Here is a 22,432-nt window from a genome sequence, read left to right on the forward strand (position 1 = left end):
GCACCCCAGGCCGTTCGTCTGGACGAAGACCGCCGACGAGATCCTCGACAAAGTCGCCGCCTACTGCCGACGAATCTCCGACTCAGGTCACTAGCAGGTCCTGGTACTCATACCCGCGATGCGCGGCAGTCAGATCACCCATGTCCTGTGCATTGTCTCGGGTTGGACGCCTACAGGAGGGAAAACGAGAGCGATACTCCCCTCTGAACGAGCCACGAGGCGCAGGTATGGCGCATGGAGTGCGGCAGACAGTATGGGACGGGCTGCGGCTTGCCGTCGCTGCGGAAGTACCAGGCGCTGTCGAGGGCCAGCCACCAACAGGTCTGTCAGCGCCAGTTGCCGTCGTTGAGGCGGCGGCCGGCCCGGCCCTTGGTGGCGGTGGTGAAGATCAGCGCATCACGGTCAAGCCGGTGGAAGTGGCGTTCGAGCGCCCTTGGTCGTGGGCTTGTGGTCTCGACGCACTCCACATGATGCGTCATCGGAAGCACATCGATTTTGGGGGCAGTCGATCAGACTGCCAACGGTGACCTCCGCCTCTTCGCCGCACTCCACCCGGGGGCTCGCTCGTCGGGAATTACCCCTGCCGTCCTTGATGCATCCAGGCGATGACGTCGAACACACGCAGGACGCCGATGTCCTCACCGATCCCCGCCTTGTCGCGGAGACGGGCCAACTGATCGTAGAAGGCGCCGTTGTCCGCCCGCAGGGCCGCAGCCAGCGCTGCCCAGAAGGAGTGGTCTGTCTTCGGTCGCTCAAAGAGCTGCTTGATGCGGATGTCGTAGATGGGGATGAGGTGGGGACGCTTGCGGGCCAGCAATTTGCCTGCGACAACCGGACCGCTACCGTCGGGCTTGCCGGGGTACTGCTTGGTGCCGGCCAGGCGTTCCCACAATTCCCACGCCGGTCCGCCTTCCGCTATGAGCGCATCGCTTCGAGGATCCTCCAAACGTGCGTCACGAGGGATGAGCGACAGCAGGCGCGCCCAGTGCCCGTCGGGGTCGGTCAGCAGGTTGATCGCCCCGTGCGGCTCCAGGGACACACTGAGCGTGGTGATGGCCACCAGGTCGTTGCTGTCGAAGCAGTACGCGACGTACTCGGCGTCCCCGCCCCCGCCCAGGCGCTCGAAGCACGCGCCGGAATAGAACAGGTCGCCGCATGAGCGTCGTCGGGTGAAGTACTCACCCAGCAGGCTCACAGCCTTCTCGTCGTCCCAGTAGATCTTCGGGATCTTCAACTCGATCATCCGAAGCCCTCAACTCCTCCGCCGCCAATAATGTGTCGGTGGACGGTACACCAGCTGAAACCCTGCGGTGGCTCGGCCGGAAGCCGCGGCCCGCACCCGCGCCTGTGCCCCACCGTATGTGGGGTGGCTTCTGGTCTTGTCGGCGCCCGAGAGCTGGCAGGAAACTGCCATTTGCCGATGTTCTCCTCATGAGGACACTCTGAGCCTCTTCCAACTTGGACACCGCCGCAGACCTGTCCGAAAGGCGACCGCCAGGCTGCCACCCAGGTTGAGCAGCTCAATGCCGCAGTCGCTGCGCCACTCGGTCACCCTGGAAGGCAACCGTCAGCAGGGTGCCCAGCTTGCTCTTGGTGACGACAAAGTCGTTGCGATCCTCGGTGGCCCCGGAAGGCGACCGCCAGCGAGGCGTCCTTTATGTTCGGTTCCGAGGCGGGTGGTTGCGATGCTCGGTCACCCCGGAAGGCGAACGCCAGGGCGGGCCTGGCGCGCACACCCTCTCCATCCTGAAGTTGCGATCCTCGGTCGCTCCGAGGGCGACCGCCACCAGCTGCGTTATGAAGATCGCGGCCGACGGGTCGACGTTGCGATTCTCGATTGCCCAAAAGGTGACCGCCAGCCTGCACAGCCGAGGCCGTACAGGGCTGCGCTGATGTTGCGGTCCTCGGTCGCCCCGGAGAGCGACCGCCAAGCGCAGTGCGGCGCCGACCTTGGTGGAGTCGGTGTTGTTGCGATTCTCGGCTGCCCCGGAGGGCAAACGTCAGTCGAACGCGGCGACAGTAAACTGTATGCCGCGAGTCTTGCGATCCTCGGCCGCCCCGAAGGGCGACCGCCAGAGCCGCAGACTCGCACCATCGTGTGGCCGGTGCTGGTGTTGCGATTCTCGGTCTCCACGGGGGCGGCCGCCAGCGGCTGGGACCTGCAGGACGCGCACTGCCCTGGGCAGTTGCGATCCTCGGTCGCCCGGGAGGGCGACCGCCAGTCGACAATGTTGCCATTGCCTTTCCAGACGTCATCCCAGTTGCGATCCTCGGTTGCCCTGGAAGGCGACCGCCAGCCTGCTTGAGCAGCGGAAACAGAGTATCCCTCGCTGCCGTGTAGGCAAGCAGCGAGGAACAGAGCCGCTGAACACAGACATTCGGCTTCGGTGCGATCCGCGCGTCGTGTGTCCACTTGTGATTCCGAAGCAAGACGCTCACGGAACGAGCCACAGATTCTAGAGCCTACTGGTTCGTCACTCTGGCTGGCTGATGTCAGATACGGCGGCTACGAACTTGGCCATGGTGAGATGTGCAGGGCGCCTGTCAGAACCGCCGCGATTCCGGCCGCGCCACATCTCTCAGTTGTGCCCCTCGGTCGCCCAAAGGGCGACCGCCAGGTCGCCACGCTCCACGACCTTGCCGTTCGGCATGTAGTTGCCATCCTCGGTCGCCCTAAAGGGTGACCGGAATGCCAGGCCGCCGTCGGTGTGGTTCATCGTCGCGGTGTTGCGATCCTCTGTCGCCTTAGAGGGCGACCGCCAGGTCTCCGCCCACTGGGTGGGGTTCGGCGGGAACAGGGAGTCGCGATCATCGGTCATCCCAAAGGCCGACCGCCAGGGTTCCACTCTCGCCGTCCTCCGGCAGGACTTCCCATTGCGATCCTCGGTCGTCCCGAAGGGCGACCAACAGACGTCGGTAGCCCCAGTAGTTGGCGCCGTATTTGATGTCGCGATCCTCGGTCATCCCGGGAGGCGACGGCCACGTGTACGCCACTTCCTCGTTCTAACCCGGGTTGGGGGTGTTGCGATCCTCGGTTGCCCTGGAGGGCGACCGCCAGGTGCAGTAGTCCTCCTCGGCCAAACCCAGGCCGGGGTTGCGATCCTCGACCGTCCCGGAGGACGACCGCTACGTAACCGCGTCAACGGAGCGGTCGACCAAGGCGACGCATTCCTCGGCGTCGCGATTCTCGGTCGCCGGTGGGCAACCGTCAGAGGGTGGTGCCCCAGCCAGGGATGGTCATGGTGAAGTTGCGATCCTCAGTCGCCCAGAGGGCGAGCACCGCGACGGGTTCGGTTTTCCAAGCACTCGAGTTTTCACTGCTGCAAGCTGATCGCCACACTTCGGCAGCCGGCTGGCTCCAGTTCCGCCAGCTTACTGGTGAGGCGTTGCTCGGTGGTCTGAATGGTCATGCAGGGGGTTCGATACCTCGTCGGGGATGGTAGGGGCCGACCCACTGGTGCAGGTCACCGGCGACTTCGATGGCGTGGCCGGCGTTGATCGCCAGCTCCAGTTCCCGCTCGGGGATGGACGCCATGTGCTCCTGCAGGGCACGGTAAGTCACGGGCGTCGGCACGCCGCGGCGGAGCTGGTCGACTGCCTTCTGGGCGGCCTGTCGGGTTTCTTCTTCAAGCCGGGAGCGGATGACGACCACGGCCACGGAGTATTCGTTGTCGACGATCCGCATTCTGCGCGCGACCTCTGGATAGTGCAGCTTTGCTCGCAGCGCTTCGACGACTTCTCCGGTGGCTCCGTTGGGGTCCTTGGAATGTTGTCCTGCCTGGAGGCGGTAGCGGTGCTGGTAGTACGAGCGGAGGACGTCCAGATCGTCGGGATCGGCCAGCCCGTCGCCGAAACGGCGGGACGCTGCCGCGATAGCGCACGTGTTGTAGATCACCTCCGGGTTGAGGCCGTCCTGGGGATCGAAGATGGTCATGACGCTGTCCTTCGCGGGGCGTTTGCCCTCGCGGTTGACCCGTCCGGCAGCCTGCTGTTCGGACTCTGGTGTTGATCTGGCGCGGTATCCGCGGGGGAAGTCGAGGTTGACGCCGGCTTCGATGAGCGAGGTCGACACGAGGAGGGTGTTCAGGCCCTTCTCCAGGCGTTGCTTCGTCGCTTGGATGGTTTCTCGGCGGTGGCCGCCGGTCATGCGGGTCGACAGGTGCAGGACGCCTGGGTCATCGTCGTGGTTCGTGCTGAGCCAGATGCGATGCACCTGACTGGCGTCCTTGGTCCCGTTGACCACGACGAGGGCCTGGTCATGCTCGGCCGCCTCGGCGGCGATGCTTGCGAGGGTCACCTCCGGGTCGGTCCGCCACTCGTATCTGACGCGACGCAGCTGCTTGAAGAGGGGTGCGGGGTCGGCGACGACGTCACGTTGCGGGAGGCCGGAGCGCCAGGGGTTCAGTGCGGCGAGTTCCGGCTGGGTCGCCGATGAGAGTACGAGGGTCACGCCGTAGTGCTCCACGAGTTCCCGTAGGCCCGAGAGGATCGGGGTCAGGAGCCTGTCGGGGAGAGCCTGGACCTCGTCGAGGACGATCACGGAGTTGGCGAGCCGGTGGAGTCGGCGGGTGGCCCAGGGGGTGCTTCCGAAGATCGTTTCGATCAGGCGGACGGTGGTGGTGACAATGAAGGGGGCGTCCCAGTTCTCGGTGGCCAGTTTCGCCCACCGGTTGGGCTGACCCCCTTTCTGACCGTGGCGCACGTTCGTCGAGGGGCCGGCGGACTGCGGCGCGCGTTGCTGCGGAGCTTCGACGTTCACGGCTGAGTGGTGTTCCAGAACCACCGGCGGTCCTTGCTCCGGGTCCAGGAGGCTTCGGTACTCCGCTGCGTTCTGCTCGGTGATCGAGATGAACGGGACCGCGACAATGACGCGCCGCAGTCCGTGCAGGGAGGCGTGGCGGAGGGCGAAGCCTCCACCGGTGAACGTCTTTCCGGCGCCGGTCGGAAGGTGCAGCCGGTACACGCCCGGCTTGCCGGCGGCGGCTTCGAGTGCCTCCTGGTAGACATTCTCACGGAGCTTGTCCAGCCAGGAGACGCCCTTGGGACGCTGACGTCCGGCGAGGGCCTCCTGGCGGCGGGCCTCGTACCTCTCCCACAGTTCTGGCATCCCGACGTGCGGCCGGATGTGCGTGCCGGGTCTGAAGTGGGCGGCGGTGTCGAGACGGTCAGCGTCGACGACGGCCGAGTAGGTCATGCGGACCAGCATCTCCACAGCGATCTTGTCACGTGGGTCGAGCCAGTCCGGGGCGGCCGGGCATGACCCGTCCAAAATTTCCGGCATGACCGCGGCGACTCGGTGGATGGCTTCGTCCACCTCGCTGGAGTCGGCCATCAGGGCCTTCAGCCGGAGCCGGACTTCCGACCACGCGGACAGACCGGTGTGGTGTCCCTCGATCACACCGGCGCAGGGCAGCAGAACGGGGAATGGTTCGGCCGCCCGGGCGAACAAGAGGGCTCCGGCGTCGTTGTGCGAGGGCCGTCTGGTCTTGCGGCCGGTGGTGGCCTCCTCGATCAGCCCCTCCTGCCACGCGCAGGCTCCTTTGCCCGTGTCGTGGTCGCGTCCGAGCCGGTAGGCGAGGTCACCGCCTCCCCATGGCTCTGCGAACCGACGGGCCAGCTCGCCCGTACCGCGGGCGTGGTCTTCGTACCAGTGCCAGGCCCCGTGGTGGCCCGGCGAGTGGGCCACGAGTCTGCCTTCCGGGACTGACATTGAGTCACCTACTGGATCAACTGCCTTGTTCGCAAGACCGTTTGACATTTCATCACTTATGCGCTGAGAATCCATCAGACCACCACATTTCGTTACCGAGCCACTCTAGGACACGTGGGTCGCGGATCGGTCAGCTGCCGGCCCGGGGCCATCGCAACGTTTGGGTGGCTGCAGGAAATCCGGGTCGATCGCCAGTGTCGTGACGGTAACGAGCACCACTGACAACCGGCCGAGCCGCACATGGAGGGGGAAGTTTGTATGACCAGAGAGCAGACCCGGCGGCGCGGTGAGCGCGCGGACCGGCCGCTACGCGTTGAGGTGGAGGCGTGGGGACCGTTGGCCTGCTTCACGCGTCCGGAGCTCAAGGTAGAGCGGGTCTCGTATCCGACCATGACCCCCTCCGCGGCGAGGGGATTGCTGGAGGCCATCTTCTGGAAGCCGGAGATGACCTACTGGGTCGAGCGGATCGAGCAGCTCAAGCCGGTGAGGTGGACCCGCTTCCGGCGCAACGAGGTCAACAACTCGATCATCACCAAGAACGCCTACGAGAGCCTGCGGGCCAACAACGGCTACCGCTACGACGTCGCCGAAGACCGCGGCCAGCGGGTCACCGTCGCCCTGAGCGACGTCGCCTACCGCATCCACGCGACGATCCGCGCCACCGACCGGTGCACCGCGCCCCTGCCGAAGTACCGCGACCAGTTCGACCGACGGCTCGCACGTGGTGCCTGCTATGAGCAGCCCCATTTCGGCTGCCGCGAGTTCGCAGCCTTCTTCGGGCCTCGCGGATCGGCGGAGGAGGCCGGCGTGGTCACCGCCGCCGACCAGGCAGGCATTCCGCCCATCGACGAGCTCGGGCTGATGCTCCACCACATCGAGTACCTCCCGAAGGGCAAAGAGCGCTACCACTGGTTCCGGGCCAGCCTCGAGCACGGCGTTCTCCACGTGCCCGACCGCCCGCTCGCCCCCGCCGAGGTCAGTGGCATGCCCGGAGCCGAGGGACGAGCCTCCGCGGAGGAGGTGGCCTGACGTGCTGCTGCAGAGCCTCGTCCAGCAAGCCGACAGCCGCCAGGGCGACACCCCCGAGTACTACCTCGCGCGCCGGGTCATGTGGCATATCGATCTCTCCAGCACGGGTATAGGGAACGTCGAACCGCTGGTCATCGACCTCCGTCAGGAACAGCGAAAGATCACCGCCCCGTACACGGGACGCTCTGGGTCCAAGCCGGCACCGATCCTGCTTGCCGACACCGCACAGTTCGCGCTCGCCCATCCCGGCCTGGTCAAAGGGCCGGACGGGGAGAAGGTCCTCTCGACCAACTCTGCCGACGTCACCAAGGCGAAGACCCGGCACGCCGCCTACCGTGCACTCGTCACTTCCTGGTGCAACGACCACCCCCATCTTCCCCAGGCGCAGGCGGTGGCCACATGGCTGAAGAGCCACGCTCCGACCGCGTGGCCGCTGGAGATGGACAAAGACCACCTCGTCGCCATCAGTGTGGACGGCGAGTGGGTCCACGACCTACCGGAAGCCAGGAACTGGTGGGCCCACGAGGTCAAGAAAGCGAAGAGCGGGAAGACGGGCAAGGCGAACCAGGGACTCTGCCTCGTGTGCGGACACGTCATGCCCTTGCTGTCCACGCTCCCGGTTCCCATCAAGGGCATCCCCAACTCCGGGATGAACACCCAGCTGGTCTGCCTCAACCAGCCCGCCCACTTCCGGGCCGGCACCAAGCAGCTCGGTGCCACCCCCATCTGCGTCGACTGCGGCACCAAGTCCGCTACAGCCCTGAACACGCTGCTCGCCGACCCCGAACACCGCGCCTTTGCCGACGATTCCGCCATCGTCTGGTGGACCCGTGACCCCTACACCGACACAGCCATGTGGACCCTGCGCGACCCCCAGCCCGAGGAGGTGGCCCAGCTCGTCGCCGGAGTCCGCCACCCCCAGCGGGGACGAGACGCACTGGCAGTCCTCGACGAGGACGCCTTCCACGCCCTCACCCTGCGGGTTAACACCAACAGGGTCATCGTTGCCGACTGGATCACCATCCCCGTCCCCGAACTGAAACGGAGACTCGGGACCTGGTTCGCCGACCAGCAGACCTGGGACGGCTGGAACAACACCTACACCTACTGGTCGGTCTGGCGACTCGCCCTCGCCTGCGCCCGCTGGGACAAGCGCACGAAAAAGTACGTCGACACCACCGTCCCCAAGCACCTCCAGGCCGACCTCACCAAAGCCGCACTCCACGGCGCCGCCCCACCGGCCCATCTCCTGCCGGTCCTCCTGCAGCGCATCCGCGCCGACCGCAACCTCGACCGGCCCCGCATCGCCCTGCTGCGCCTCGCCCTGATCCGTACGACGACTCGCCACAAGGAGCTCTGTGTGCCCCAGCTGAACCCCCAGTCGACCGAGCCCGGCTACGTATGCGGACGGATCATGGCTATGCTCGAAGCGATCCAGCGCAAGGCCATGCCCAAGGTCAACACCACCATCACCGACAAGTACCTGAGCACCGCGGTCGTCTCCCCCCGAGCCGTCCTCACTCGCCTCCGTATCGGAGCACGACCGCATCTGCGCACCATCGCCCGCACCAGTGGCCCCGCGGCCAAGGCCATGGACAGTCGACTGCGGGACGCCTTCGACCTGCTCGACGCTATCCCCGCCCACTTGAGCACCGAACAACAGGCCCTGTTCATCCTTGGCTACGACCACCAGCGAGCTCACTCCGCACGCGCTGCCGCAGAAGCTATCAAAGCGCGGGAAGCCGGCAAGGAACTCGCCGCCGAACAGCAAGCGGACGCCCTCCCCGAAGCCTCCACCGAGGACGCCGACTCCTCGGACAACACCCTCTGGTAACGCCCCACAGCCGACAGCTCACCACGACGCCACAACCCCGGAAGGACACCGAGCACAACCATGAGCGCCGCGCACCTGGACCCCACCCGCAAGCACGACTACGTCTTCCTCATCGACGTCAAGGACGGCAACCCCAACGGCGACCCCGACGCCGGCGGCATGCCCCGAACCGACCCCATCACCGGCCAGGGCCTCATCACCGACGTCGCCCTCAAGCGCAAGATCCGCAACACCATCACGCTCGTCCACCAGGGTCAGCTCGGCTTCGAGATGTACGTCGAACAGGGCGTCGCCCTCAACCCGCAGATCCAGCGCGCCTACATCGAAGGGGGAGCCAAAGAAGGCGAGACCGCCACCGCGCAGGACTGGATGATCCGCAACTTCTGGGACGTGCGCCTGTTCGGAGCCGTCATGTCCGTAGGCGACCAGAAGAAACATGCAGGAAGGGCCCGCGGGCCCATGCAACTCACCTTCTCCCGCTCCATCGATCCCGTCACCCCGCTGGAGGCCGGCATCACCCGTGTCGCCCCGAACAAGCCCGAGGACCTGGCCAAGGGCAAGGTCACCGAGATGGGCAACAAGCACTACGTCCCCTACGGGCTCTACCGCGGCCACGGCTTCTACTCTGGAGCCCTCGGCGCCAAGGCCGGAGTCACCCCGGAAGACCTCGCCGCCTACTGGCAGGCCCTGGCCATGATGTTCGACCACGACCGGGCATCGTCCCGCGGCGAAATGGCCATCCGCGGCCTGTACGTCTTCTCCCACGACGACGCCTACGGACGGGCCCCCGCCCACAAGCTCTTCGACCTCATCCGTATCAAGCCACTGGGCCACAGCGAGGCACGCTCCTGGGACGACTACACCGACCGCATCACCATCGACGAAGACCGTATGCCCGAGGGAGTCACCCTCACCCGCCTCATCGACTGAGCCGACCCAGGAACACGGAACCTGGCGCAGGGCTACGCACCGTCTCGTAACGGCCGCCCTCCGGGACGACCGAGGATCGCAACCAAATCCAGCGCTGGATCGTCATTCCGCAGGGTCAAAGTGGCGTTGGCGGTCGCCCTCCGGGCGACCGAGGATCGCAACGGCACCAAAGCTAAAGAAATGGGAGACGCGTTGTTCGCGCTGGCGGTTGCTGATGCGGGCGGCAGAGGATCGCAACAATCTTGATCCCAAGCAGGTCACCATTGCCACCTTGTAGCGGTCGCCCCTGGGCGACCGAGGATCGGCCACGTCGCACTCTGTACGCAACCTCGTACTGCGGGGTCTGGCGGTCGCCCCCGGGGCGACCGAGGATCGCAACATCGAGACCACACAGGTCTTCCAAGACAACGCGACCTGGCGGTCGTCCTTCGGGGCCAGCGAGAATCGCAACGTGGATGGCGTCTACACGATGAAGGACGAGAACGGCCTGGCGGTCGCCCTCCGGGCGACCGAGGATCGCAACGTTAACAAGTACGGCGCGCGGTTCCCATTCTGCTGGAAGTTGCGGGTCGCCCTTCAAGGCGGCCGGGGATCGCAACTCCTTCGTCTCCTTGCGGGTCGTGAAGTAGAGGTCGGGGTGGCGGTCGCCCTTCCAGAGCGCTAGAGGATTGCAACTCCACACGCCTGTCGGCGTAGGCGATGGCGGCAGTCGGTTACGGTCGCCCTCCAAGGTGGCCGAGGATCGCAACCCCACAGGTGCGTACCTGGTCCTGAATCGGCCGATCTGGCGGTCGTCCCCCCGGTCGGCCGAGGACCACCACGTCTACAACGGGACCCGAAGGCGTCCGGGATCTACACTGGCGGTCGCCCTCCGGGGCGGCCGAGGATTGTAACCAGACGCTTGACGCCCGCCTCGAGCCGAGGGTCGCAACGACTTGGATCTCGGCCAGACGGCCAACGCGGTCAACTGGGGATAGTCCCTTGAGGGCTGAGGATCGCAAGATTCCCGAAATTTGGAATGCTCAGCTTCTCGCCGGGCTTGGCGGTTGCCCTCCGAGCGCCCGAGGATTGCAACGACGAGTTGGCGATCAAGCTATGCGAAGAGGATATGTGGCGGTCACCCTCCTGGACAACCGAGGATCACAATAACCCGGGCGACTGCACGATGGGGCGGGTGTTCGTTGACCTGGCGGTCGTCCTTCGAAAAGATCGAGCATCACAAGTAAGTCGGTTACCAGATGCTCTGCACGATGGCCCTGCTGGCGGTTGCTCTCTGGAGCGACCGCGGATCGCAACAACCACAAGGGCACCACCCGCATCTACTTCCTGCCGCTGCGCTCGCCCTCCGGGGCGGCCGAAATTGCGATCTCTTCGAGTCACGACTGTCGGTCGAGCCCTGTACCTATGGCAACCACCCTCTAGGATGATCGAGGACCGCAACAAGATGAAGGGGGCTGTGCTCAACACGGCCGGCTTGACGTGGCGGCTGCCCTGGGGCAGCAGAGGATCGCAACATGCCGTGGGGCTACACAGCTCCAATCCGCATCACCTGGTGGTCGCTCTCCGGAGCGGCCAAGGGTCGCAATGGCACCAAAGCTGAAGAACTGGGAGGAGCGCTTTTTGTGCTGGCGGGTGCCGATGCGGGTGACCGAGGATCACAACGTCACTGTCGACCCGTCCGCCGCCTCGTTTGTCACCCGGCAGTCACCCTTCGGGGAGGCCGAGGATCGCAACCCCGAGGACCCGCTCGGCACGCGGGTCGAATTCCAGATCTGGCGGTCGCCCTTCGGGGAGGCCGAGAATCGCAACGTCACCGGCACTCGGACACTAGAATCCGAGGTTCTGATGGCGGCCGCCCTTCGGAGCGGCCGAGGATCGCAACTCGCTGGTGCCGCCGCCCTGCTCGCCCGGCGTCATGTCATGGTCACCCTTCGAGGCGATCAAGGATCGAAACTTCTGCGCGTTGATCGTTGCCCCGGTCCCACCGACCCTGGAGGTCGCCTTCCGGTAGGACCGCCAGGGTCGCAACTCCTCCACCCGCTTGACCAGACCCGTCTCCGCGGTCAGTTGGCGGTCGCCCTCTGGGGCGGCCGAGGATCGCAACCACCCAGACTCGCGGGTAATCAGCGTGTTGAGACCGGCTAGCGTCGCCCTCGGGGATGACCGAGAAGCACAACCACACGATGCCATTCGGGTTACCACCCAGGTGGCGCACTGGCAGTCGCCCTTCGGGGCGGCCGAGGGCCGCAACATCGAGCAGGACTTCCACGCCGGCTACAAGCCCGATGGCGGTCGCCCTGCTGGGCGACCGAGGATCGCAACATCAACACCCGGCTGGTCGAAGGCGTCAAGTACGCGGTGGCGGCTGCCCTGCGGGGCAGCCGAGCATCGCAACAACGAGTACTCTACGAAGTTCCGGCAGCTGGGTACGGTTGTCCTCCGGGGCAACCGAGGATCGTAACGTCGAGACCGTGACAGATAGGGAAATCGTCAAAGCCTGTGGTGGCTCCTCTCTCGGGCGGCCGAGGATCGCAACGCCCCAGTCGACGAGCAGGCTGACAACATGTACGGAGCAGCGGTCGTTCTTCGGGGTGGCCGAGGATCGCAACCAAGTCACCGACACCGCCCGTATGTTCGGAGTGAGCCCTTTCCAACTTGCAGCAGTAGCGAGCCGGTTTGGCTGACAACATGGTGAAGCCACTGGTAGATGGGTTTTCGACCAAGAGAACCGTCTCCACCAGAGGCTTCGCGTGCTTGTCCACCCTTCCCCAAGCTCTCGGCTTCACTCGAGCAGGGGACACCTCCTCGCATCGACGTGTCCAGCTCTGCCCTGCGCTTCCTGTCCGCCCGCCTGCGGCAGCACCGTTGCGCGATCGGCTCCCGCTGGAGGCGATGAAGAAGGAGACGAGTTTCTTCGCATCAATGTCGAATCAGGCTGCTTCCCACAAACCGGCGTCCAGAATGCGGGCCGCCTTGGTGATGCTCCCAGGCATCAGATGCCGGTAGGTACGATACGTCTCCTCAATGGACTTGTGCCCCATCCATTCCGCCACGTCGGTGATCGGTATCCCGTTCCCGAGGGCATTCGAGGCGAAGTGGTGCCGGAAGCTATACATCCCCACACCGTCCGCTGCGGGGAGCTCCTTGAAGAGCTTCCGGACGCGCCTGCGTTCCATCGGCTCCGTGTAGTAGCCGCTCGGGCCGCGCAGCAGGTACCCATCCTTCGTGGTGCCGTGCTTCTCCTGGTACCGCTCCATCGCTTCCCGCACCGAGCGCGGTAGAGGGACCTCCCGGAACTCCCCCGCCCTACGGTGCTTGAGCTTCGCCGGCTTGTGCGTGTTGGAGTGGATCTGCTCATGCACTCGGTAGACGTCATCCGCCACAACGTTGTTAATGTTCACTGCCCTGGCTTCCCCGTTTCGCAAGCCGCAGCCCACCATCATGACGATCTCAAGCGCAAGGAGCTCGTCAGCGGCAGTCAGTGCCTTCTTCACGTAGGCGAGGGGCGGGATGACCACCTTCTGGCGAACATACTCCGGCTCCTGGACCCCCTTCACAGGATCGTCCGCCATGGCTCCCTTGCCATAGGCGTCCCGCAGGATGGCCTTCAGGACACGGAAAACGTTCACCTGGTTTCCACGGCCCACCCCGTCGGCCTCCAACTCGTCCAGGAAACGCTCGACCACGATCGGCGTGACCGAGTTCAGCTTCCTTGATCCGAGACGGGGGACGATGTGCACGTTGATGGAGCTGTCGACGTGCCAGCCCGTGGAGTACTCGGTCATCCTCCGCTGCCGCGGCCGCCACTGCTTCGCGTATTCCGCGACCGTCTGCTGACCGAGTTCCCGGCGGGCCTCGGCAACGGACGGCGCCGTCTTCTTTTTCTCCGCATAGATCTGCGTAAGGCGCTCGATCGCGTCGTCCTGCGTGCCGAAGCCGGCCTCTTCACGCTGCTTACCGAGAGCGTCCCGGAACCGAATCGTGTACGGGTGCGAGCAGCGGGTCGGCCTGGAACAACCGCACTCCTTGAAGAACGACCCCATCCCACGGGCGAGCTGTCGAGCCACGTATCAAGCCTTCCGAGCAGGGCGATGGGCGGCGCAGAAGGCCCCTGCCACAGGTGCAGGTCTGCGTGCCGGACACCGACCGGCCCAATGCTGACCTTTTGCTGACCTGGAGGCCGCGATCAGGGCTCTGACCTGCGAAAACACCAAAACGCTAGATCTTGGACTTGAACATGGTACGCAACATCGGGGGACTCCCAAAAGTAGGCTCCCTGCCTGCGATTTTGCAGGTCAAGGGCTGTTTCCACACCATACAACCAGTCGCATGTTCGGGCAGCTATCCCCAGGTTTTTCAGGACTCATGCTAACCACTTGCCGACTTCCCTGATGCTCCGTCAGGCGGTCGGGGAGGGCTTCGCTCACTCTCGCGGACCCCACCGTGGCGACGGCCCAAGCCTACGCAGCGCCCTCGAAGGAAGAGGGGGCTATGGCTTCCCGGAGGCTTTGACGGAACGGATGCCTGTGGCTGCCAGCAGTACCGCAGTCAGGGACCACGCGGGGATGCTGTTCGACGGATACAGGACCACAGCCCACCAGGCATGGCTTCCTGCCGGGCCACGTCCCGCGATGATGCCGGCGATCATCAGCATCATGCCCGCGGCGATACCTGATGCGCTGTTGCCCACCTGGGCGACCAGGAGGCCGATGCAGGTCAGGAGTATGACGTTGCGGGCGGTGTCGAAGCCGGTGACGTAACCGGCTGCCAGACACAGGGCGAACACGGACGCCACGAACACCGCGTCGATCGCGGCGACAGGAACTACAGCGGTCTGTTCGATGTGGTCGGCGCGGCGGTTGAGGCAGTACAGGACCGTGGAGGACACCAGCAGGGGCGTGAAGTATGCCAAGGGCGCGACGCCGCTGCCGTTGAGAGCGGGCAGTTCGATGGTGCTCGTTCCTGAAAGCTGGCATATCACCGCCATCAGGGTGATCGCTCCGGCTGCGGCCCACCACTTCCGCACTGCTGTCACATAGAGTCTCACCGCGCCTCCTGCACTGGGCAGGCGTGGTCGAGAACCTGCTGCGTGAACCAGGCGGACTGCTGCTTCACCGGCTCGTCGAAAACAGGGTCTACCAGGCCCCACAGCTGCGGATCGGTTCCCGCGCGTACCTCGTCCTTGTTGTTGCCTGCAACGGCAGTGGCCCATACGAGTTCCGGGGCGGACGGGCCTCCGCATGACTCCTTTCCCTGCTGAGCCGCGGTTCCCTCGACAGCCGATATCGCCATGGCGTCGGCGGCCGTGTGGTACTGGGCTTGCTGGTGAACAGCAGGGAGTGACCAGTGCAGCCGCCACACGCCCGGTTCGAGCTTCACTGACGGCGAGAGGATCTCCATACGCTTCGGCTGGGTGACGCCGGCGGCGACCAGGGCGTTGAGCGGGCCTCGGGTGCTGCGGCGGATCTGCGGAAGGTAGGAACGGTACTCGGGTGGGACGCAGATCTGCGGGGCGGTTCCGGAACATACGGAATCAACGGCACGGACGGTCGACGGGTTGCTGTAGCCCCATCCGCCGACTGCGGCGTGGCCGACGAACAGTGCTGCCGCGGCGGCGCCTGCGCCGGCGGGAAGGAAGATACGGCGGGAGCCGGTACGGGTGAGGAGCCATGCGACAGCGATGAGACAGCCGGTGAAGACCCATGGCACGACGTAGACCTCGGGCCGGTGGACATCGGTGATGGTGGATGTTCCGTCGATGAACCCGCCGAGGTGCCTCAGCCATGCGTTGGACATGGCATGCGGCATCGTCAGCCAGGCCCAGCACAGGGCCGCTGCCGCCGGTGCGGCAATACTTCTGGGGAGACGACCGCCGACGAACCAGCCGATCACGGCCCACTCGGCAGACACGATGATCACGTGTGCCAGTGCGGCCCATCCGGCACCGGATGGAAACACTCCGGTGTTGATCCGTGCCATGACGACGGCGAGCACGAGAAGTACGGCGCCCAGTGCGGCGGCGGGAGTGCCGATGAACAACAGCAGCGACCACCGTGACCGTGCTGACGTGGTCAGCATGTGGCGTATGTGCCGCATGCGACCCGCGTCCCATGCGGCACATGCGGCGACAGCCGGGGCGATCGTGGCCAGAGCGTAGACCGTGCTCTCGCCCGACTCGATTCCATAGTGGGAGGGAACGGTGAAAACCGCGCTGTCCATGTACATGTACACGAACAGGGCGGCCGGCAGGACGACCCATGGAGCCGCCGAACGCCGCGACTGATGCCAGACGATCACCGGGAGCCTCCTTCGAGCACAGCGGTGTAGGCGTCTTCCGCGGCGCGTTCCGAGGGACCCTGGGTGCCCGCGTGGGCGAGGAACGAAGGAACCGATCCGTTGAACAGGACCCGTCCCCCATGAAGTACGACGACGTCGCTGAACGCTTCGCCGATGTCGGCGATGTCATGGGTGGAGACGATCACTTGCGTTTCGTTCCGTAGCGATGTGATGAGCCGGAGGAAAGATCTTCGCTGTTTCGGATCGAGACCTACGGTGGGCTCGTCGAGGAGCAGGACCTTGGCTCGGTGGACGAGGGCCTGAGCGATCGCGACACGCTGCTGCTGCCCGCCGGACAGCTCGCTGACCTTCCGGTCCGCCTGCTCGGCAAGGCCTACGCGTTCCAGTGCCTCGCCGGACGCGCTCGACGCGCCGCGCTGCGTCATACCCTTGAGCCATCCCGCATAGGTGACGTGCTGACGGCAGGTCATCCCCGAGAGGAACGACGGCTTCTGCGGGAGCCACGCCACCGATGTGCGGTAGGACGCGGCCTGTTTGCGGTTCCACGGGCTCAGGCCGTCGAATGTCACGTCTCCGGAGCGTGGGCGCAGTGCGCTCGCCCCGAGCGACAGCAGTGTGCTCTTGCCTGCTCCATTGGGTCCGAGGAGAACGGTGGCTCCGGAGGTGAAACCCAGATCGAGGTTCTGGATGACGTCATCACCTCCCCGGTAGCGGAAGGTGCACTCGCGGAAGGTGAGAGTCATGGAGGGCCTTTCTGCGCGCCGGGCCCCTCGGCACTGAGTGCCCTGAGGCCCGGCGAAGTACCGAACAGTAGTAGACGGTCAGCGACTTGACCGACACGGGGGCGTAGACGTTGGACCCGTAGTCGATCACGAAGCAGTGGTCGCCACTGCCGTGGTCGTCCCACGTGCCGCTGGATGTGGCACCGGAGTTGAAGCAGTTGGTGAAGTTCGCGTTGGCGTACTTCGGGTCAGGACCGAGGGTGTCCTTGCGCAGCATCACGTTCACGGCCTTCGGGCTGCCGCCTCTACCGCAGCTGGTGAACTTGATCGTCGTGGAGGGGCCTGCTCGCCTCGGGGCCGAGCCATGGCTACGACCTGAAGCGGCGCCACGACGAACGCTTCCCCCAGGCCCGCCCGCTGGCCTACGGGCAGGTCTACACGACCCTGCAGCGTCTGGTCCGGGACGGCCTCGCGGAGATCGACGGCACCGGGTCGGACGGCGGTCCGGAACGGACCGCATACCGGACCACCGACGAGGGGAGGCGCGAGCTTGCGCGGCGGGCGGGCGAGATCACGCCGTCTGCGCCCTACGTGACGAACGAGATCTTCGCCAAGGTCGTCGCTTTGATCCTCACCGGTGGCGACGCGGGTGCCTGTCTCCTGGCCCGGCGCGCTGCCCACAGCGACCGGACGGGAGAACCCACCGCGCTCAAGACCGCCCCGGGCACGGACCTGACGACCGTGCTCTCGGCCGACTACGCCCTCAACCACCTCGACGCCGACCTCCGCTGGATGACCACCACGGCGGCCCGGCTCACCACCCTCACCACAGACATCCGCACGGCATGACGCACAGGACGCGGGCACGCCCTGAAGCGTCGCGGCGCCGCTGTTCACGGCCTGGTGAAGGCGCATCCCTTTCGACAGGGGGCGACAGCCATGCCGGGCCCGGAGGCCAGCGGCCCTCTTGCAGGACCGCGAAGAAGATAACGGGGTACTGGCCCCGGCGCTGTGCCGCGACCACGGTGATCACGGCGGGGACGAGGCCCCAAGCCGCGTACACGACCCGTGCTCCGCCCTCGGACCACGGGAAGTGGGCGGGCTTCTCGACGACCTCGACCAGCCGTGCCCAGGCGCTGTAGGGCAGCAGGTGATCGACGACGGCCGTTCCGTAGTGGTCGTCGCTCACGGCCATCGGGACGAGCAGCAGTACGGCGAAGCTCACGCCCATGGTGGCGGCGCTGGCCCGCACGAGGGCGCCGATCGCCATGCCGACGAGCGCGGCCACCGGGGCGACCAGAGCGGAGGCGAGGAGCGCGGGCACGACGCCCACGTCGCCGATCGAGAGTCCGGTGTCCCGCCCGGAGAGGATCGCCTGGGTCAGCCGGAAGGAACCGCCGGCGGCGACGGGGCCGAGCCCGGTCGTCACCAGCGTGACGACGAGGACCTTGGCGGCCATCACCGAACGGCGGGCTGATCACCCAGGCCCGCGCCCTGGAGGTCGTCGGCCAGGCGGGGACGGGCGAGGAGGCGGTCCGGCTGGTCGCGGACGAGCGACCCGACGTCGTGGTGATGGACATCCGGATGCCCGGCATGGACGGCATCGAGGCCACCCGCCGCATCACGGAGGGCGGCGACGGCCCGCAGGTGATCGTGCTCACGACGTCCGACGACGACTACGTGTGCGGCGCGCTGCGCGCCGGGGCGTCCGGCTTCCTCGTGAAGGACATGGCGCTGGACGACATCCTGGCCGCGGTCCGGGTCGTGGCGGCGGGCGACGGGCTGATCGCGCCGGCCGTGACACGGCGACTGATCAAGGAGTTCGCGCAGCGCCCGGTGGAGACGGCCACGCCCGCACCTGTGCTGGGCGACATCACCGACCGCGAGCACGAGGTGCTGACGCTGGTGGGCAGGGGGCTGCCCAACACGGAGATCGCCACCGAGCTGAGCATCAGCGTGGCCACGGCGAAGACCTACGTCACCCGGCTGCTGACCAAGCTCGACGCGCGCGACCGGGTCCAACTGGTCATCACCGCCCACGAGACGGGTCTGGTGAGCCGCCCGAAGTAGGCGCCGCGGGGCAGCTCGTACCGTAGTCGCACCTCGCGCTCCGGGCCGCGTACGGCGACGGCGACGGCGATCCTCTGTTCGGCGGGAAGGCATCCCTGCACCGGATCGTGTACGGGTGCGGGCAACGGGTCGGCCTGGAACAATCACACCCCTTGAAGAACGGCCCCATCCCACGAACGAGCTGTCGCGCCACGTATCAAGCCTCCCGAGCAGAGGGCGATGGGCGGCGCAGAAGACCCCGGCCACGGGCGCAGGTCAGCATGCCGGACACCGGCCGGCCTGATGCTGACCATTTGCTGACCTGGAGGCCGCTATCAGGGCTCTGAACTGCGTAAACACCCGACCGCTAGATCTTGAACCTACATGGTGCGCAGCGTTTTGGACTCCCGGAAGATGGCTCCCTGCCTGCTTTGTGCAGGTCAAGGGCGGTCTTCACCGTACACCGCGGCACGCGTAGGGCCCGAGGATTGTGAGGAGCATCGTTCACTCCGGGGAGAAGGCCACCTGCCTGCACTTTCGCGGGACCGGGCCGTCGTGACGCCCCCACCGGGCCGTGCCGATCGCGAGGGTCGCCGTCACCTCGGCGGCGACCCTCGCGATCATCGGCGGTGACTTCGTGCAGGCCTTGTCAGGCGCGGGTCCAGCGTTGGTTGTTGCCGTTCGAGCAGGAGTAGAGCTGGATCAGGGTGCCGTTGGCGGTGCCGCCCCCGACGGCGTCGAGGCAGAGGCCGGACTGGACGCCGACGATGGATCCGTCGGTGTTGAGGCGCCACTTCTGGTTGTCGCCGCCCCAGCAGCTGTAGATCTGGACCTTGGCGCCGTTGCCGGTGCCGGCGGCGTCCAGGCACTTGTTGCCGTAGACCCTGAACTCACCGGCGTCGGTGTACGTCCACTGCTGGTTGGTGCCGTTGTGGCAGTCCCACAGCTGGACCTGGGTGCCGTCGGTGGTGCTGGTGCCGGGCACGTCCAGGCAGCGGCCCGAACCGACGCCCTTGATCGTTTCGCCGTCCGCGGGCGGTGTGGTGGAGCCGCCGTTGAGGGCGTTGAGGACGGCTGTGTACGCAGGCTTCTTGCTGCCGTCGTTGTTGAACAGCAGCGGTGTGTCCTGTGATCGCCAGGAGTCGCTGTCGCGCACGCCCCAGACAGTGATGCCGAGGCAGCGCGAGACGGCCAGGCAGTCGTTGACCACGTTGGCGTAGGTCGAGGCCGGGGCACCCTGGATGTCGAGTTCGGTGATGGCCACGTCGACGCCGAGTGCGGCGAAGTTCTGCAGGGTGGTGCGGAAGTTGCTGTTGTAGGGGCTGCCGCTGTTGAAGTGCGACTGGAAGCCGACGCAGTCGATCGGCACGCCGCGCTGCTTGAAGTCCCGCACCATGGCGTACATGGCCTGGGTCTTGGCCCAGGTCCAGTTCTCGACGTTGTAGTCGTTGTAGCAGAGCTTGGCGGAGGGGTCGGCGGCGCGCGCGGTGCGGAAGGCGACCTCGATCCAGTCGTTGCCGGTGCGTTGCAGATTGGAGTCGCGTCGGGCTCCTGAACCGCCGTCGGCGAAGGCCTCGTTGACGACGTCCCACTGGGCGATCCTGCCCTTGTAATGGCTCATCACGCCGTTGATGTGGTCGATCATCGCCTGGCGCAGCGTGCTGCCGTTGAGGTTCTGCATCCAGCCGGGCTGCTGGGAGTGCCAGGCCAGGGTGTGTCCGCGCACCTGCTTGCCGTTCTGCACCGCCCAGTTGTAGACACGGTCGGCGGTGGTGAAGTCGAACCGGCCGCGCTGCGGTTCGGTGGCGTCGATCTTCATCTCGTTCTCGGCCGTCACCATGTTGAACTCGCGGGCCGCGATCGTCGCGTACGTCGAGTCGCTCAGCCTGTTCGCGGCGATGGCGGTGCCGAAGTAGCGGCCGCTCTGCGCCGCTGCGGCGCCGAGCGTGCTCTCGGCGGCCTGAGCGGGCGGCGGCGCGACCAGTGCGGCGACCACACCGAGGACGCCGGCGACCAGCGCCGTCGGAAGAACGCGGAGCTTCCGCCGGACAACGGGTCCGGTAAGGGCATAAGAGCCCATGGCTGTGCCTCCAGAGGTAGGAATGACGGGATCACCGGACACCGCGGTCATGGGGCCCGGGAGGATCTCAACCCGGCACGGACGGGCCCGGTCGGCCGCCGAGTGACGTACGCCGGGCGGCAGCGGTCTTTCGACACAGGCACGGGGGTACTCCATCGCGGCTCAGCCGGGAGGCCGGCACGCGGCGCCGCACACCTCTCCTACTGCGCGGAGGGTCGGGATGCGTCGGTGCGAGCCTCACCGGGACGGAAAAACGGGGGGCGCAGGTGCTTCGGTGTGCGGATCCGTCATGCAGCCGTGCGCGGCTCCGCAGTGCGGCACAGTCCGCCAGGGACCAGCCTGGTTCGACATCTCGCCCTGCGGTCGGGCTGCCAGACAGGATGATTGAGGGATTGACGGTGACTCGTCAACCCTGGCGGCAATAAAGGTTTCCGCTTTCGCTCCGAAACTTTCGAAGACGCATCAAGGTGGGCGGATCCCTGGAACGGCGAGCCACGACGCACGCCACCTGCGGGTTCGCGGTCGGCGCAAGAGTCTTCCACGCCCGGGGGGTGAATTGTTTACGGACAGATCAGCGACAGACCTTGACCGGAGGGCCCCGCCTTCCTAGCTTGTGGCGCCACAGAACCGGGATCGCTTCGAAACTTTCGAACCCGTCCTTGCCCCCGGCGCGGCTGCCGCTCCGGGGTTCATCGGCGGCACCTCACCCCCGCTCCCGAGGAGGCCCTCTGATGTGGTTTCGCCCCCGTCCCCGGTCCGTCCAGGACGCTTACTCGGCATCCTCACGCCCTTGCTGCTGGCGGCCCTTGCTGCTGGCGGCCCTTTCCTCGGTGCCCAGCCCGCCGAGGCCGCGACCGTGGTCCCCGACGCCTCGTCCGTGCTGGTCAAGCGCAACAGCGGCAAAGCCCTGGACGTCTACAGCATGGCGACCGACGACGGCGCCCGCATCACCCAGTGGACCAGGAACGACCAGAACCAGCGGCAGTGGCGGTTCGTCGATTCCGGGGACGGCTACCACCGCATCAAGTCCCGTCACTCGGGCAAGGTGCTGGACGGGCCTTGACCCCGGATCCGTTCAGGAGGGGCGAGGGAGTCGGCGGCCAGGCCGCGCAGCACAGCTGTGGACATGGGCCGTTGACAACGACCCTCGAGGGGCGATCAGGTGTTCCGCCGGTGCGCCACCCGTGTGGGCGCGATGGTCACACGGTAGGGAAGCAGCCGGTCCGCCGCGGGGTCAGTTCTCCGACGGGATGCGGACCGCGATGGCCTTCGCCAGCCGGTCCGCATCACGCGACAGCGGTCCGCCCTCCTGCTGCACGCTCACCAGCAGCCGCAGCACGTCACAAGCCTCGTCCAGCGACAGCAGCGCCAGCCGCTCGGTTGCCTCCGCCGGTGCGGAGAGGATCTCGTCCAGGTCGCTGCCGTCGAGGCCGATGTGCTCGTAGTCGTCCATGACCGGGCAACGTACCCAGACCCGCCACGGTCACACGGCGCGCCGGGACAGACGTCGGCCCCGCTCGGGATCGCGCGCCGAACGAGGCTGCGGGAAGAGAAGGGAGGGGCGTGGGAGGCGGTCGTCTACGCAACGAAACGCTCTGCAGGGCTTCAGCCGAACGATCGTCCCCGCAGGCCATGGGTGCGGCACGGAAACGTTGCCCCACACAACCATGCCTCTCGCCACACGATCCGCCCGGCGGGTGTTTCCCACTCCCGCAACCATCACGGCTGCCACACCGCACTCGGCGGCCGGCCACCGATCAACCGCGTGAACGACGCTCCGG

18 protein-coding genes and 2 pseudogenes are annotated in these 22,432 nt (G+C 66.4%); 8 read left to right on the forward strand and 12 right to left on the reverse strand.

The window, feature by feature from the left end; translation table 11 throughout:
• Nucleotides 1-326: 326 nt before the first annotated feature.
• The 5 genes from ACIRFH_RS33870 to ACIRFH_RS33890 form a co-directional block, all read right to left on the reverse strand.
• On the reverse strand, nt 327-479 hold the full coding sequence (locus tag ACIRFH_RS33870) for a hypothetical protein (RefSeq protein WP_403529532.1): 153 nt from the start codon (nt 477-479) through the stop codon (nt 327-329).
• Between the two features lie 95 nt (nt 480-574).
• Complete coding sequence (locus tag ACIRFH_RS33875; RefSeq protein ID WP_403529535.1) at nt 575-1,243, reverse strand: DUF6308 family protein; 669 nt, start codon at nt 1,241-1,243, stop codon at nt 575-577.
• Nucleotides 1,244-2,579: 1,336 nt separating this feature from the next.
• The gene (locus ACIRFH_RS33880) at nt 2,580-2,717 is read right to left on the reverse strand and encodes a hypothetical protein (protein ID WP_403529538.1); all 138 of its coding nucleotides are present in this window, start codon (nt 2,715-2,717) and stop codon (nt 2,580-2,582) included.
• A gap of 91 nt (nt 2,718-2,808) precedes the next feature.
• A complete protein-coding gene (locus ACIRFH_RS33885; protein WP_403529541.1) occupies nt 2,809-2,964 on the reverse strand; it encodes a hypothetical protein in 156 nt (51 codons plus the stop codon).
• Nucleotides 2,965-3,406: 442 nt separating this feature from the next.
• Nucleotides 3,407-5,686, reverse strand: coding sequence for a CRISPR-associated endonuclease Cas3'' (locus ACIRFH_RS33890; protein WP_403529544.1), 2,280 nt, complete (start codon nt 5,684-5,686; stop codon nt 3,407-3,409).
• A 282-nt stretch (nt 5,687-5,968) separates the two neighbouring features.
• Between ACIRFH_RS33890 and cas5c the strand changes: the two genes are divergently transcribed.
• The 5 genes and pseudogenes from cas5c to ACIRFH_RS33915 all read left to right on the forward strand — a co-directional run.
• Complete coding sequence (cas5c, locus tag ACIRFH_RS33895) at nt 5,969-6,739, forward strand: type I-C CRISPR-associated protein Cas5c (protein ID WP_403529547.1); 771 nt, start codon at nt 5,969-5,971, stop codon at nt 6,737-6,739.
• A 1-nt stretch (nt 6,740) separates the two neighbouring features.
• Nucleotides 6,741-8,573 (forward strand): type I-C CRISPR-associated protein Cas8c/Csd1, encoded by a 1,833-nt coding sequence (gene cas8c, locus ACIRFH_RS33900; protein WP_403529550.1) that lies wholly within the window; start codon nt 6,741-6,743, stop codon nt 8,571-8,573.
• Between the two features lie 60 nt (nt 8,574-8,633).
• Nucleotides 8,634-9,503 carry a type I-C CRISPR-associated protein Cas7/Csd2 gene (gene cas7c, locus ACIRFH_RS33905; RefSeq protein WP_403529553.1) on the forward strand — a complete coding sequence of 290 codons (870 nt, stop codon included), beginning with the start codon at nt 8,634-8,636 and terminating at the stop codon, nt 9,501-9,503.
• A gap of 451 nt (nt 9,504-9,954) precedes the next feature.
• Entirely contained in the window at nt 9,955-10,167 is a 213-nt protein-coding gene (locus ACIRFH_RS33910; RefSeq protein ID WP_403529555.1) for a hypothetical protein, read from the forward strand.
• Nucleotides 10,168-12,312: 2,145 nt separating this feature from the next.
• Nucleotides 12,313-12,396, forward strand: a pseudogene (locus tag ACIRFH_RS33915) (IS5/IS1182 family transposase); the annotation flags it as partial.
• 37 nt (nt 12,397-12,433) lie between these two features.
• Here ACIRFH_RS33915 and ACIRFH_RS33920 read toward each other — a convergent pair.
• The 4 genes from ACIRFH_RS33920 to ACIRFH_RS33935 form a co-directional block, all read right to left on the reverse strand.
• The gene (locus tag ACIRFH_RS33920; RefSeq protein ID WP_403529558.1) at nt 12,434-13,570 is read right to left on the reverse strand and encodes a tyrosine-type recombinase/integrase; all 1,137 of its coding nucleotides are present in this window, start codon (nt 13,568-13,570) and stop codon (nt 12,434-12,436) included.
• Between the two features lie 422 nt (nt 13,571-13,992).
• Nucleotides 13,993-14,550, reverse strand: a complete 558-nt coding sequence (locus ACIRFH_RS33925; RefSeq protein WP_403529561.1) for a hypothetical protein — start codon at nt 14,548-14,550, stop codon at nt 13,993-13,995.
• The gene (locus ACIRFH_RS33930) at nt 14,547-15,800 is read right to left on the reverse strand and encodes a hypothetical protein (RefSeq protein WP_403529564.1); all 1,254 of its coding nucleotides are present in this window, start codon (nt 15,798-15,800) and stop codon (nt 14,547-14,549) included. The genes ACIRFH_RS33925 and ACIRFH_RS33930 overlap by 4 nt, the downstream gene beginning before the upstream one ends.
• Nucleotides 15,797-16,543 carry an ABC transporter ATP-binding protein gene (locus ACIRFH_RS33935; protein ID WP_403529567.1) on the reverse strand — a complete coding sequence of 249 codons (747 nt, stop codon included), beginning with the start codon at nt 16,541-16,543 and terminating at the stop codon, nt 15,797-15,799. Before ACIRFH_RS33935 ends, ACIRFH_RS33930 begins: the two co-directional genes overlap by 4 nt.
• Before the next feature lie 321 nt (nt 16,544-16,864).
• On the opposite strand from ACIRFH_RS33935, the gene ACIRFH_RS33940 reads away from it, so the two are divergent.
• A complete protein-coding gene (locus ACIRFH_RS33940; RefSeq protein WP_403529613.1) occupies nt 16,865-17,371 on the forward strand; it encodes a PadR family transcriptional regulator in 507 nt (168 codons plus the stop codon).
• Here the strand turns inward: ACIRFH_RS33940 and ACIRFH_RS33945 are convergent.
• Nucleotides 17,346-17,981, reverse strand: coding sequence for a hypothetical protein (locus ACIRFH_RS33945; protein ID WP_403529569.1), 636 nt, complete (start codon nt 17,979-17,981; stop codon nt 17,346-17,348). The genes ACIRFH_RS33940 and ACIRFH_RS33945 overlap by 26 nt on opposite strands.
• Nucleotides 17,982-17,995: 14 nt before the next feature.
• On the opposite strand from ACIRFH_RS33945, the gene ACIRFH_RS33950 reads away from it, so the two are divergent.
• Nucleotides 17,996-18,592, forward strand: a complete 597-nt coding sequence (locus ACIRFH_RS33950) for a response regulator (protein ID WP_403529616.1) — start codon at nt 17,996-17,998, stop codon at nt 18,590-18,592.
• Nucleotides 18,593-19,220: 628 nt separating this feature from the next.
• On the opposite strand, the gene ACIRFH_RS33955 is transcribed toward ACIRFH_RS33950, so the two are convergent.
• A complete protein-coding gene (locus ACIRFH_RS33955) occupies nt 19,221-20,651 on the reverse strand; it encodes an endo-1,4-beta-xylanase (RefSeq protein ID WP_403529572.1) in 1,431 nt (476 codons plus the stop codon).
• Nucleotides 20,652-21,382: 731 nt separating this feature from the next.
• Here ACIRFH_RS33955 and ACIRFH_RS33960 point away from each other — a divergent pair.
• Nucleotides 21,383-21,705, forward strand: a pseudogene (locus tag ACIRFH_RS33960) (RICIN domain-containing protein); the annotation flags it as partial.
• 180 nt (nt 21,706-21,885) lie between these two features.
• On the opposite strand, the gene ACIRFH_RS33965 reads toward ACIRFH_RS33960, so the two are convergent.
• A complete protein-coding gene (locus ACIRFH_RS33965; protein ID WP_403529575.1) occupies nt 21,886-22,104 on the reverse strand; it encodes a DUF6417 family protein in 219 nt (72 codons plus the stop codon).
• Between the last annotated feature and the right edge of the window lie 328 nt (nt 22,105-22,432).

This window comes from Streptomyces sp. NPDC093586 (genome assembly GCF_044764905.1).
Classification (GTDB): Bacteria; Actinomycetota; Actinomycetes; order Streptomycetales; family Streptomycetaceae; genus Streptomyces.